General features: G+C 39.4%; 15 protein-coding genes. 12 read left to right on the forward strand and 3 right to left on the reverse strand.

Annotated elements, in window-relative coordinates:
* Window positions 1–29: 29 nt before the first annotated feature.
* From coxB to AAEM60_RS09265, 7 genes are all read left to right on the forward strand, one after another.
* Window positions 30–1,106 (forward strand): cytochrome c oxidase subunit II, encoded by a 1,077-nt coding sequence (gene coxB, locus AAEM60_RS09235; protein ID WP_299740593.1) that lies wholly within the window; start codon window positions 30–32, stop codon window positions 1,104–1,106.
* A 29-nt stretch (window positions 1,107–1,135) separates the two neighbouring features.
* Window positions 1,136–3,007: a cytochrome c oxidase subunit I gene (ctaD, locus tag AAEM60_RS09240; RefSeq protein WP_299740595.1), complete on the forward strand. Its 1,872-nt coding sequence runs from the start codon at window positions 1,136–1,138 to the stop codon at window positions 3,005–3,007.
* Entirely contained in the window at window positions 3,007–3,636 is a 630-nt protein-coding gene (locus AAEM60_RS09245; RefSeq protein WP_044337518.1) for a cytochrome (ubi)quinol oxidase subunit III, read from the forward strand. Before ctaD ends, AAEM60_RS09245 begins: the two co-directional genes overlap by 1 nt.
* 4 nt (window positions 3,637–3,640) lie before the next feature.
* Window positions 3,641–3,973: a cytochrome c oxidase subunit IVB gene (gene ctaF, locus AAEM60_RS09250; RefSeq protein WP_044337517.1), complete on the forward strand. Its 333-nt coding sequence runs from the start codon at window positions 3,641–3,643 to the stop codon at window positions 3,971–3,973.
* Between the two features lie 427 nt (window positions 3,974–4,400).
* Window positions 4,401–5,306, forward strand: coding sequence for a cytochrome c oxidase assembly factor CtaG (gene ctaG / locus AAEM60_RS09255; RefSeq protein ID WP_299740598.1), 906 nt, complete (start codon window positions 4,401–4,403; stop codon window positions 5,304–5,306).
* 72 nt (window positions 5,307–5,378) lie between these two features.
* Complete coding sequence (locus AAEM60_RS09260) at window positions 5,379–5,840, forward strand: DUF420 domain-containing protein (protein WP_299740600.1); 462 nt, start codon at window positions 5,379–5,381, stop codon at window positions 5,838–5,840.
* A gap of 126 nt (window positions 5,841–5,966) precedes the next feature.
* Complete coding sequence (locus AAEM60_RS09265) at window positions 5,967–7,112, forward strand: GNAT family N-acetyltransferase (RefSeq protein ID WP_299740602.1); 1,146 nt, start codon at window positions 5,967–5,969, stop codon at window positions 7,110–7,112.
* A 115-nt stretch (window positions 7,113–7,227) separates the two neighbouring features.
* On the opposite strand, the gene ytvI is transcribed toward AAEM60_RS09265, so the two are convergent.
* Window positions 7,228–8,286 (reverse strand): sporulation integral membrane protein YtvI, encoded by a 1,059-nt coding sequence (gene ytvI, locus AAEM60_RS09270; RefSeq protein ID WP_299740604.1) that lies wholly within the window; start codon window positions 8,284–8,286, stop codon window positions 7,228–7,230.
* Window positions 8,287–8,502: 216 nt separating this feature from the next.
* Window positions 8,503–8,862, reverse strand: a complete 360-nt coding sequence (locus AAEM60_RS09275) for a YugN family protein (protein ID WP_299740606.1) — start codon at window positions 8,860–8,862, stop codon at window positions 8,503–8,505.
* Window positions 8,863–9,113: 251 nt separating this feature from the next.
* On the opposite strand from AAEM60_RS09275, the gene AAEM60_RS09280 reads away from it, so the two are divergent.
* The gene (locus AAEM60_RS09280) at window positions 9,114–9,548 is read left to right on the forward strand and encodes a CBS domain-containing protein (protein WP_299740607.1); all 435 of its coding nucleotides are present in this window, start codon (window positions 9,114–9,116) and stop codon (window positions 9,546–9,548) included.
* Window positions 9,549–9,758: 210 nt separating this feature from the next.
* On the forward strand, window positions 9,759–10,808 hold the full coding sequence (locus tag AAEM60_RS09285; RefSeq protein ID WP_299740609.1) for a CAP domain-containing protein: 1,050 nt from the start codon (window positions 9,759–9,761) through the stop codon (window positions 10,806–10,808).
* A 65-nt stretch (window positions 10,809–10,873) separates the two neighbouring features.
* On the opposite strand, the gene AAEM60_RS09290 is transcribed toward AAEM60_RS09285, so the two are convergent.
* The gene (locus AAEM60_RS09290) at window positions 10,874–11,368 is read right to left on the reverse strand and encodes a PaaI family thioesterase (protein WP_341357848.1); all 495 of its coding nucleotides are present in this window, start codon (window positions 11,366–11,368) and stop codon (window positions 10,874–10,876) included.
* A 162-nt stretch (window positions 11,369–11,530) separates the two neighbouring features.
* On the opposite strand from AAEM60_RS09290, the gene AAEM60_RS09295 reads away from it, so the two are divergent.
* The 3 genes from AAEM60_RS09295 to AAEM60_RS09305 all read left to right on the forward strand — a co-directional run bounded on the left by AAEM60_RS09295 (window position 11,531) and on the right by AAEM60_RS09305 (window position 12,724).
* Entirely contained in the window at window positions 11,531–11,947 is a 417-nt protein-coding gene (locus AAEM60_RS09295; RefSeq protein ID WP_299740613.1) for a YlbD family protein, read from the forward strand.
* A gap of 14 nt (window positions 11,948–11,961) precedes the next feature.
* Window positions 11,962–12,204: a YlbE-like family protein gene (locus AAEM60_RS09300; RefSeq protein ID WP_044337507.1), complete on the forward strand. Its 243-nt coding sequence runs from the start codon at window positions 11,962–11,964 to the stop codon at window positions 12,202–12,204.
* Window positions 12,205–12,328: 124 nt separating this feature from the next.
* Complete coding sequence (locus tag AAEM60_RS09305; RefSeq protein ID WP_052504421.1) at window positions 12,329–12,724, forward strand: hypothetical protein; 396 nt, start codon at window positions 12,329–12,331, stop codon at window positions 12,722–12,724.
* Window positions 12,725–12,855 lie beyond the last annotated feature (131 nt).

Genomic DNA, 12,855 nt, shown 5'->3' on the forward strand with positions numbered 1-12,855 from the left:
ATTACACGAAAGAGGGGTTTGATTAAGCTATGAAAGCAAGGCTATCTAAGTGGCGCTTATTCTCAATTGTAGCAATGTTAGCGCTAGTTCTTTCTGGTTGTGGAGAGCCATTTCTCTCCACATTACAGCCAGCTGGTGAAGTAGCACAGTCACAATATGATTTAATGATACTGTCTACATTAATAATGGTATTAGTAATCATTGTAGTAGTCATCGTCTATATGGTGGCAATTATTCGTTTCCGCAGAAAAAAGGGAGATACTACTATCCCGAAACAAGTTGAAGGTAGTCACACACTTGAAATCGTGTGGACAGTAATACCAATAATCCTTCTTCTTATCCTGGCTGTTCCAACCGTAACGTCGACTTTCGAATTAGCGGATACAAAAGCTATGGACAAAAAAGACGCAGATGGTAATCGCGAAGCTTTAGTTATAAATGTTCGCGCTAATCTTTACTGGTGGGAATTTGAGTATGAGGATGAAAAAATCATCACTTCACAGGACTTAGTTGTCCCAACCGATCAAAGGGTTTACTTCAATGTTACGGCTTCTGACGTTAAGCACTCTTTCTGGATTCCGGCAGCTGGAGGAAAGATTGATACAAACGTCGACAACGTAAACACATTCTTCCTTGAATTTGATGGAGAAAAGTCTAAAGAAGCAGGCGGATTATTCTACGGGAAATGTGCTGAGCTATGTGGACCTTCTCATGCACTAATGGACTTTAAAGTAAAAGCGCTTCCTAAGGAAGAGTTTACGGCATGGGTAGAAGATATGAAAAATGCAGGAGAACCTAAACCAACTTCTGATTTAGCACAACAAGGACAAGAAATCTTCAACCAAAAATGCTTAAGCTGTCACGCAGTATCACCTCAGGATGGACGTCCTGAATCAGCACGTCTTGCTCCGAACTTAGCAAACTTTGGTGAGCGTACCCGAATCGCAGGTATTTTAGATCACAATGAAGAAGAACTAAAAAATTGGTTAGTTGACCCTGAGCAGTACAAGCCAGGAAATAAAATGACAGGTACATACGGTAACCTGAAGGAAGATGAACTTGATGCCCTTGCAGAATATTTAATGGGATTAAAAGTTCAAGATTAATTGGGGATTAGTTAAAGGGAGGTTTAATCGTGAGTAGCTATGCACAGAAAAAAGGCTTCGGCGCGACTGTTTGGGACTACTTAACAACAGTAGACCACAAAAAGATCGCCATCCTTTACCTTATGGCAGGAGGATTCTTCTTCCTAGTCGGTGGATTGGAAGCTCTTATCATTCGTATACAGCTGGCTGTTCCTAACAATGACTTTGTTAGTGCAGGCTTATACAACGAAGTTTTAACAATGCACGGTACAACGATGATTTTCTTAGCGGCCATGCCGTTGATTTTCGCATTCATGAATGCGGTTGTACCATTACAAATCGGTGCTCGTGACGTTGCATTTCCATTCCTGAATTCATTAGGTTTTTGGTTATTCTTCGCAGGTGGGGTTTTCCTTAACCTCTCATGGTTCTTAGGAGGAGCACCAGATGCAGGGTGGACATCATATGCTTCACTTTCAATGGCATCTAAAGGGCATGGTATTGATTTCTATGTACTAGGTTTACAGATTTCAGGTGCAGGAACATTAATAGGTGGGATCAACTTCCTTGTAACCATCATTAATATGCGTGCCCCTGGTATGACCTACATGCGTATGCCGCTATTTACATGGACAGTATTTGTTACCTCGGCACTTATTTTATTCGCGTTTCCTGCATTAACGGTAGGGTTATTCTTAATGTTATTTGATCGTATGTTCGGATCGAATTTCTTTGATGTAGCGAATGGCGGTAACACCATTATTTGGGAGCATTTCTTCTGGATTTTTGGTCACCCTGAGGTATACATCCTTGTATTGCCTGCTTTCGGAATTTTCTCTGAGATCATTCCACACTTCTCTAGAAAACGTTTATTCGGTTACTCATCCATGGTATTTGCGACCGTGCTTATCGGTTTCTTAGGCTTCATGGTTTGGGCTCACCATATGTTTACAGTAGGTCTTGGACCAATCGCAAATGCAATCTTCGCCGTTGCGACAATGGCCATTGCCGTACCAACAGGTATCAAAATCTTTAACTGGCTCCTTACCATGTGGGGAGGAAGTATCAGCTTCACGACTCCAATGCTCTACGCAGTAGCGTTTATTCCTACTTTCGTAGCCGGTGGGGTTACTGGAATCATGAACGCAGCTGCAACAGCTGACTATCAATTCCATGATACGTATTTCGTTGTTGCCCATTTCCACTACGTTATCGTAGGTGGGGTAGTATTTGCCCTATTAGCAGGTACTCACTATTACTGGCCAAAAATGTTCGGTACAATGTTAAATGATTTCTTAGGGAAGATCGCTTTCTGGTTATTCTTTATCGGATTCCACTTAACATTCTTTATTCAGCATTTCCTTGGCTTAATGGGTATGCCTCGTCGTATTTGGAAGTTCTTGCCTGGTCAAGGGTTAGAAACAGGAAACCTGATCTCTTCTATTGGAGCAGGCTTCATGGGAGTAGCGGTTATTGTTCTTCTTGTTAATGTCATCATGACTCAAGTCAAAGGTGTTAAGGTTTCTAATGACCCTTGGGGAGATGGTCGTACGATTGAATGGGCGATCCCATCACCACCGCCATTCTATAACTTCAAGCAAACTCCACTTATCCGTGGTTTGGATGCTTATTGGTTAGAGAAAATGGAGGGTAAAAAAGACTTAACTCCAGCAGAACCAATCGGAGACATTCATATGCCGAATAACTCCATCTTACCGGTGATCATTTCACTCGGATTATTTATCGCAGCGTTTGGTGCTATGTATCATCCGGATGGTGATAAAGCATGGGCAATTCCTGTTCTGGTAATTGGTATGCTTATTACATTAGGTGCAATGTTCTTCCGTTCAGTACTTGATGATCATGGATATCATGTTCACAAAGAAGATTTAATGGATGATGATAAAGGGGGTAAGGCATAATGCACGCTGAAGAAAAATTCACGCCAAAGACCTGGCCAGCCTCCCCTGAAAAGGCAACCCTTGAGGGGAAAAACAAGTTCATGGGCTTCTGGTTTTTCCTTGGTGGAGAAACGGTTCTTTTCGGATCTCTTTTTGCAACATATTTAGCGCTTAAAGACAAAGTCCCTAGTGACAGTCATGCACTTGCTGCTGACATCTTCGATCTACCACTTGCATTTATTGCAACTATGTTACTTTTAACAAGTTCTCTTACAAGTGTTTATGCAATGTATCATATGAAGAATTATAACTTCCAACGTATGCAGGCTTGGTTATTAGTCACGGTTCTTCTAGGTGCAGCGTTCCTTGGATTAGAGATTTATGAGTTTAATCATTACGTACATGAATACGGGCATACTTTTACTAGTAGTGCATTTGGTTCAGCCTTCTACACACTAGTTGGATTCCACGGAGGACACGTAGCTTTCGGTCTTCTATGGATTGTAAGCTTAATGCTTCGTAACGCTAAACGTGGTTTAAACCTTTACAATGCTCCAAAGTTCTATTTAGCTTCTCTATACTGGCACTTTATCGACGTTGTATGGGTATTTATCTTTACAGTAGTATACTTAATGGGAATGGTGGGATAAACTGATGGCGAATCAACAATCAAATTCAGGTAACCCAAGTGTAGATTACGAATATCGTCGTAAGAAAAATGCAGAAGACATGAGAATGCAGGTTACATCCTTCATGTTAATGATTTTCTTAACATTAGTGGCGTTCATTGCAGTGGCAGGAGATTTTGATAAGTACTTTATTGTACCTTTCATCCTCTTACTTGCAGTCGTTCAACTAATTTTTCAACTTTATTACTTCATGCATATGAGTCATAAAGGTCATGAAGCTCCTGCATTATTCCTGTACTCTGGTGCACTTGTTGCATTTATCACAGTGTTAGCATTTGTAACGATTGTATGGATCTAAAGAAAAAGTCAGCCTTATGGCTGGCTTTTTTTCGTTGGAGTGGGATTTTTCCCAATGTGCTTGTCGGGCCTGTACAGTCGGCTCCGCTTTTCATTGTCCAGCTCCAGCGGCTAGGCCCTCGAGGTCATAAGCCACTTCTGCCAAAAAGGCAAAAAACGCCTTTCCGGCAGAATCGTCTTATGCTTGTCGGGCCTGTACAAGCCGCTTCCGCTTTTCATTGTCCAGCTGCGCCTCCTAGTCCCTCGAGGTCACATTGAGAAAACCCAATAAGGCAAAGAACGCCTTTTTGGGTTTTCCCAATGTGCTTGTCGGGCCTGTACAGTCGGCTCCGCTTTTCTAATTGTCAAGAACTTGTCATTACCTTACATTGAAGTGGGGGAGGGTTGTCAGTATAATGGGGTTAGGAAACGTGAAATGAGGTGAAGAAATGCCTTTAGGTATTTTTGGTTTTATGGCTTTATGGAGCCCGTTTTTTTTCTTGGCTTTAGCATTTATAACGGTCGTGTATTTCTTAATCACTGTCAAATGGAGAGACAGCTTTAAAGAAAGTAAAAAACTGACCAGCAAAGAAGCCACTTATTTTATTCTATCAATGGTTCTCTTATATGGAATTAAGGGTTCGCCAGTAGAAATTATGAGCACAATCTTATTTTCTGCTCACATGGCACAAATGGCGTTACTATATTTAGTGGTCACTCCTCTGCTCGTGTTAGGAATACCTAAATGGGTCTGGAAAGCTGCAGTTGAGTTACCAGTGGTTAAGCAAATCTTTAAGTTTATGACAAAACCATTGATCTCATTACTATCTTTCAATATCATCTTTTCGATTTATCATATTCCTTTAGTGTTTGATAATGTCAGAACTGATGCTACTCTTCACGGTTTGGCGACCATCATTCTATTCTTGCTAGCCTTATTCATGTGGTGGCCTTTACTAAATCCAGTGGATGACGATATTGATTTAAGTGGGCTCAAGCGTATTGGATATATTCTTGGGAGTGCAGTCTTATTGACACCGGCATGCGGTTTGATTATTTTTGCCGAGAATCCTTTATATGCCCCTTATTATGATCCACAAGAGTTTCTTAAAGCATTGGCACTATGTGTGCCTGTTAATACTCTTGAAGGGTTGACGCTGACTGGGCCGGAATTATTTACTGATATGTCTACACAAAATGATCAGCAGCTTGGCGGAGTGATCATGAAGATTGTTCAGGAGATTGTATTTGGAGTTATGCTATTCAACCTGTTTTTTCAATGGTATCGCAAAGATCAGGAGAAACAAGAAAAGCTCTCGTATGATCCCATTGATCCAAAATTGACAGAACAGTAACGAATCAGGGGATGATTAACTTCATTCCTCTAAGTACATAGCTTAGTATCTTTAGAAAAGAGAGGAATAGAGATGGGTTTACCTATTTTACCTACAATTAGTACCACCTTCATCGTATTAAGTGCAGTGACAGTCGCAATTGGATGGTGGCAGATTAAACAGAGAAAGATTGAGCAACATCAGAAAACCATGACACTTGCAGGTATTTTTGCGCTTATCTTTTTCATCATTTATATGAGCAGAACGATATTTGTTGGAAATACGTCTTTTGGCGGTCCTGATAGCATTAAGATTTATTATACGGTTTTCTTGGTTTTCCATATTACATTGGCCACAACGGGTGCTGTATTTGGTTTAATGAGCTTGTGGACAGGATATAAAGATCGTTTAGCGAGGCACCGTAAGCTGGGACCGATCACTAGTTTAATCTGGTTCTTTACGGCTATTACAGGAGTCGCTGTGTATCTCCTCCTTTACGTATTCTACAAAGGCGGAGAAACAACCTCAGTCATTCGGGCAATCCTGGGATATTAAAGAAAAACCTATTATGTGATACATCACATAATAGGTTTTTTTCTTTGTTTAATAAATGGTGATTTACTAAAGGGAATGGTAGAATACCCGTCGAATGTAGAAATAGTAGAAGGGAGCAGAAAAATAATGATTACAAAATTAAACTACGATCAATTTGAAGAATCCTTACAGTTATCCGAATATGCGTTTCAGTATGCTGTACCAAGTGAAGACAGGGAGAGACGTTTTCAACAAACTAAAGAACATACTGTATATGGAATATATGAAGAAGAAAAATTAGCAGCAAAGCTTCACCTGATACCTTTGGAAATACAGATGGGGAAACAGGTGTACCCCATGGGGGGCATTGCAGGAGTCGCCACCTATCCGGAGTTTAGAAGAAGAGGGCACATACGTCAATTGATGAACCATTCATTACTAATGATGAAGGAAGAAGGCAAAGTCATATCCATGCTTCATCCATTTTATATTGATTTCTATCGTAAATTCGGCTGGGAGGTATTTACATTCTTCCACAAGGTACAGCTTGAGAAGAAGGACCTTGTACCTTTAAAACCTCACAATGGCCACATTAAAAGATTTACCAAGGATACGTATCCCAATGAATTAGAAGTGGTTTATAATCGTTACGCGGAAGACTATAATGGTATGCTCGTCCGTTCTGAAAACTGGTGGAGGGAAAGAAGCATCACGGATTTATGGATAGCTATATATTATAATGAACAAGGTGACGCAACCGGATATCTTACATATGAAGTGAAAAAGGAAAAGATAAAGGTTGAAGAATTTATTCCACTTACAAGTGATGCAAGAATTGGATTATGGAACTTTATTTGTCAGCACGACTCCATGGTAAAAGAGGCAGAGCTTATTTTGAATCCGTGTGAAGCCTTACCGTATATGTTGAAGGACCCTGCAGTTAAAATGGAGAAGTACCCATACTTTATGGCAAGAATCGTCGACGTGGAAAACTTCTTAAAGAAACATGTAAAAGAAATCAATTTTTCCTATCAACTGTCACTTTCCATTACTGATTCAACAGCTGCCTGGAATAACAATACTTTCATTGTTAACAAAAATGAAGTGCTCGCGGGAGGAAAGGTGGAGGATCCTATCTCAATGGATATAAACACTTTTTCCGGGTTAGCTTTTGGAGTACATACCCCACAGGCTCTAATCCAAATGGGAAAACTCCAATGCGGAGATGGGGAGCTTCATAAGCTAAAAGCCTTATCGCAGGGAAAACAGCCGTTTTTTTATGATTTCTTTTAAAATGAAGTCCGTGAGTCCGTCTTAACAGATCAACAAAAATGTGACATAGCCAAAGAAATTATCATTACAGATTCAGAAAAGGACAAATCCTAGTCGATAGGATTTGTCCTTTAAATTATAACTTGAAATTCGTTTTTATAATACCTGCCTCTTTAGCGGAGTTAAACACAATGAGTAATAATGGACCGATGATAAAGCCCAATACACCAAAGAGTTTAAGCCCGAGATACATGGCGATCAATGTAGCAAGCGGAGATAAACCAATATGGGTACCCATCACCTTAGGCTCTACCGTTCTTCTAATAATAAGCAGAATGGCAGCTAATACAGCAAGTTGGGTTCCTAATGCGATATTTCCTGTCAGCAGATGGAAAATAGCCCAAGGGCCCAACACGACGATCGATCCAATCAAAGGAATAAAGTCAATCACCCATATGATGATCGACATAACGATCGCAACATCGGGAGCTATAAATAATAATCCGATTAAGGAAACGATAAAGATGATAATACTCACCAGGAATTGAGCTTTAAAGAATCCAAAAATAACGTAAGTGAGTCGGGAAGTCATAAACGTTACTTTCTCTGCAGTTCTTTCTGTCAAGTGACCATAAATGGATTTCTTAATGCGTGGTAAATCCAACATGAATAGAAAAAGAGCTATTAAGTAAACGAGAAAACTTACTAAGTAATTGGGTATATAAGATAAAAATACGCTTATCTTTTCAATATTTACAGAGTTAAGAATTTTCGTCTTTCCACTATTCAGGAAGTTTTGAACGTCTTCACTGAAGCTTTTCACTAATTCATCAGGAAGATCCTCCGTCGCGTTCAACAGCCTATCCTCATAATCAAGCCATATATCGCTCAACTGGTTAACATATTTCGGTGCATCTTCTATCAGCTTGATACCTTCACCAACGACTTTGGTAGTAACGAAGAACGAGGAAACGCTAATAAGAAGTAGAAACAGTATAAAAACGGAAAGTACCGCAATTCGACGTTTTGCCGAGAAACGCTTTTGAATAAAGCTAACGGCAGGCTCCAGGAAAAGAGCAGTAATAATCGCAGTAATTAAGGGGACGGAAACTGGTAATATAAAAAAAGCAGTTATAGCAAGTATTAAGAAGATCAGCGTAATCATTAATACCTTTTTCGTGAAAAACTTTGACAATTGTGTACCCCTTTCTAACAGAAACCTCTTACTATATATTATATGAGAGAATGTGAAGAATGAACAGTAGGAAGAAAATGAAATTTCAAAGGATTTATTTCTGTTTAATACACGTTCTATCGAATGTTGAATAGGGGAGATTGAAGGATAGGTCCACTCTAAATGAGACATAGAAAAAGACTGTCTGAAGATAGACAGTCTAATCATAATCAGATATTACCAAGCGAAGTTCGTTGCTTCTTTTTTGACATCTGCAATAAGTTTTTCACAAGAAGTGACCAGGTGTTTAGGGAATTCTTCACCTTCACCGTATTCTACACCATGTGGATAATAGTGCTTACCTAATAGTGGGGTCATTAATTGAATAACGGCGTCATGCTTACCGATATCTCCTTCAACAGCAAGACCTTGAATTCGTAAATAGAAAATACCTTCTCTAATTTCGAATTTGCGATCGTATGTTACTCTTTCGTAATCCCATTGACCTGCACGAACAAGACCATGAGATTCCATGATTTCGTCTAATCGGTTTAAATCCACTTTTAAGCTTTCAAATTCTGTTCCTTCAAAACGCATAATAATTCCCTCCTATATTGTCTGGCATGATGGCTATGGAGCCCACATGCTATACGTATGGTAGAAGCATTTATATCGGTGTATGTACAATGATACTAATGCGGTATTTCTCATTCTTAATAATAGTGGAAAAACCTTTATCTTGCAATGTCTTGCATCATTTGATTATGTCATTTTTATAAAAGGTGAATATCCTTCAGGAGAAAGTGAAAAATATAGAAAGTGATTCTGAACGCATGAGGAGGATAAATATGACCAAAATCAAGGAAATAATGACAAAAGACGTTGAAACCTGTTCATTACTGGACAATGTCTATGAGGTTGCTCTTAAAATGAAGGAACATAATGTAGGATCCATTCCCATCGTGGATGGTGAAAAGATTGTTGGAATGATGACAGACCGGGATATCGTCCTCCGCTGTATTGCTGAAAAACACCCAGCTTCATCAAAGGTAGAGGACATTATGAGTACACACTTAATAACCATTGGCCCTGAGAGCGAAGCAGAAGAAGCGGCTCATATCATGGCCGAGCATCAGATTCGCAGACTCCCTATTGTCGATGGAGACCGATTGCTCGGGATGGTCTCTTTAGGTGATTTTGCTATAAGGGAATCACTGGGCAGACAGGCCTACGTTGCGTTAGAAAATATATCTGAATCGAATTTCAGAAATAAACCGTTTTAATCTTGAGGAGATGATCTTTGATCATCTCTATTATAATTGGGACAGAAACCTCTCCCATTAGAGATTCATTTGTTTTAGAACGAATGAAAATATGCTATCCTTTATACTAGACTGAAGTTTTAGAATCATAAACAATGGTATAATAAATCTAGCATTTGCAGCATATCTTGGTAGAGAAAGTAGAGAGGAGGGAAATTTCTGAGAACAGTTTTGCGTATTTTGATCATTCTTGTCATTATCTTATTTATTGGTATTTATCAAGGTCAAAAACAAGAAAATGAACCTCTAAAAGGACCAGAAACCCAAACTCTTAAAGAAGACAACGAAAACCAATTAAACCAATCAATCGAAACACCTGGTGAACGTCCTACATCCGGTTTATCAACGTGGATTGGTAAAGATACGAAAAAGGTAACAGTAGCATTTGGAGAGCCGGAACGGGTTGAACCAAGCTCCTATGGTTATGAATGGTGGATCTACCCGATTTCGGATAAACAGTACATACAAATGGGCGTTAATAATCATAAAGTCGTTACGTTGTTTGCCATTGGGAATCAAGTGGATGTGGCCCCTTATAAATTGGGGCAAAGTTTAGAAGACATTTACCGTTTTACCATTGTTGATTCCGAAATCGTGGTAAATGATGATTCAGGGGCTTATCAATTTGAATTGAATGAAGAAGATCTGAATACAAGGTTACTCATATCTCTTGGAGATATTTATGCCCAGCTTTATTTAGACAAATTCACCGGTAAGCTTACGAGTATCCGCTTTCTGGATAGCCAGACATTGATTGAGATGCATCCATATGAAATGATGTATCGAGGGGAACTGGCAGAAGAACAGGAGCCGAGTGAAGATGAATGGGATAAAGTGAATGGTGCCAGTGAAAAGCAGATCTTTGATATTACAAATGTGCTCAGACATCAATTTGAGGAAGATATCCTAAAATGGGATGAAGAAACGGCAAAGGTAGCAAGAGGGCATAGTAAAGAAATGTATGAAAAGGAATATTTCTCCCATGATTCACCTACATCTGGAAACCTTTCCGAGCGTCTAGAAAGTGAAAATGTTATGTTCAATACAGCAGGGGAAAACATTGCTTCTCAGTACGCCGATGCTCCTGAAGCCGTTCATGGCTGGCTGAATTCTGAAGGGCATCGAAAGATTTTATTGGAACAAAAATTCACCCATCTTGGTGTAGGAGTATACAAAAGGTACTACACTCAAAACTTTATAGAAAAAGTCGAAAACGAATAATAAAAAGGTTGATTCTCCAATGCCGAATGGGGAATCAACCTTTTCTTTTGTCTTATAAGGCTCGTTTACTGCTTCTTTTTGAATATAAAAAAGGAACCTGTAGAATGAGCAACAATCTTACCGTCCGAACTTACAACTTTCCCATCCACAACAATTGTCTTACTGCCTTGATGAACCACTGTTGCATGAGCAGTTAATCGTTCTCCTACACCCGGGGCCAAGTAGTGAACGTTTAAATTTGTCGTTACGGCCCCATAATCCTCTGGAAGCATCATATTGGCTAATGTCCCCATAGCTGAGTCTACCAAAGTAGCCGTTACTCCTCCATGAACGATCTCCAGTGAATTATATGTAACTGGGGTGATCGGAATACTTATTTCGAAATTCCCATCTTTCACTTCACGGTCCATAGCAAATATTCCGCCAATGATTGACCCATTTTCCTTTTCTTTCTTCCTTTTAACCCCTTCTAAAAGCTGCTTCATGATAAGCAGTTCCTCATCCGTTGCAGCTGAAAGACATTCATCAAATAACTGTTGTACCCGTTCTTTCATCATCATACATCCTTTTCTTTATTCACAGCCGCCTGTCCTTGGAAACTGTTTGTTGAAAATCATCACTATATACTTGTAAATATTACTACAAAAAGGAATGTATCACCATTCTTTTCGATCCTTCATAAAGTATAGTAGGTAGATGCCTGTAATGGAGGTGTTCATAAAATGGGTAAATCATTACACCCTAAGGTAAAAGAGTTTAAAGGATTTGTGAGAAAGCATCCGAAAATTGTGAAAGATGTGCGGAATGGTGATGCCAATTGGCAGGATCTCTTTGAAGACTGGTACTTACTGGGGGAAGATGATACAAGGTGGGATAAGTATAAAGACGAAGCTGCGAAAGAATCAACCCCAACCAACCAGGGAAGTAAAAGCGGCTGGATGGATCAAGTTGGAGATATGGTGAAAAAAATGGACGCTAATCAATTGCAACAACATATTAACAACTTAAGTGAAGCCTTGGGAGCCGTGCAAGGGGTACTTAGTCAATTTCAGTCAAATAACAATAGGGGATCAGGAACGGCAACGAAAACTGAAACACCATCTAAACCCTCCCATCCATTTTCATTCCGGAAAGATTAGGAGGGTGATTAATAATGCGAGCAGACATTATTGAGTATATTTATGCCAAAGAAGATCTGAAATTATTTTTAAGGGATCAGCCACAGTGGTATCGTACACTTTCTCGAAATCCCAATGAATTAGAGAAATTCGAAATAGCGTCCATCAACCATTTTCAAAAGACGATTCCTCATCGCGTACAAAAATTCTCAAACGGAGTCCAAATGGCTTCCATGATGATCAGTATGTTTCAATCAATGAATAGTGCCGATAGTTGAGGTGCTATTTTTTTTGAGGTTGGTAAATGGCTCTGCATCATACTTCATCACAAACACCTATCAATTATTTTGAGTAAAATTCGTGTGGATTGGGCAAGGCTATTAGTAAGGAGTGGTGTACACGATGAAGAAAATCATTTTTCTATCCATTGCGTTACTTATTGTATTAAGTGGCTGTAAGGAAAAAATGCCAGAACCAGAAAGCTTTACGTTCACTAAAAAAGTTGAAGCAGCGAACACTGAGCAAAAGCCTCTTTCCATCAAACATATGGTACAAGGAAGTCAAGTATATATTGAATGTATCGTTCCCAATGTAACTTTCACTTCTGAAAAAAGCGGAGCGAAAAAAGGGAAGATTGTCGTTCGTTCAAATACAGGGAATTTGTATAAGGAGTATCATACAGCTGCCTTTGTTGTAAAAGGGTTACCAAAAGGTGTACATCTTCTCAACGTGGAAATAGTAGGGACGAATAACAAACCTTTAGGGATGAAAAAGCAGTTTTATGTGACGATTCAATAGTGTTTATGGATCTGCCGCCGTGAAAACTATTTCACGGCGTTTTTTTCTTTAGGATGAATGAGCCCAGCATTTCATTAAGTGAGCAAGTCTAATAAATCAATTTGCATATTCGCTTCCTTTCGTGAAACATG

The organism is Rossellomorea sp. y25, from assembly GCF_038049935.1.
Taxonomy (GTDB): Bacteria; Bacillota; Bacilli; order Bacillales; family Bacillaceae_B; genus Rossellomorea.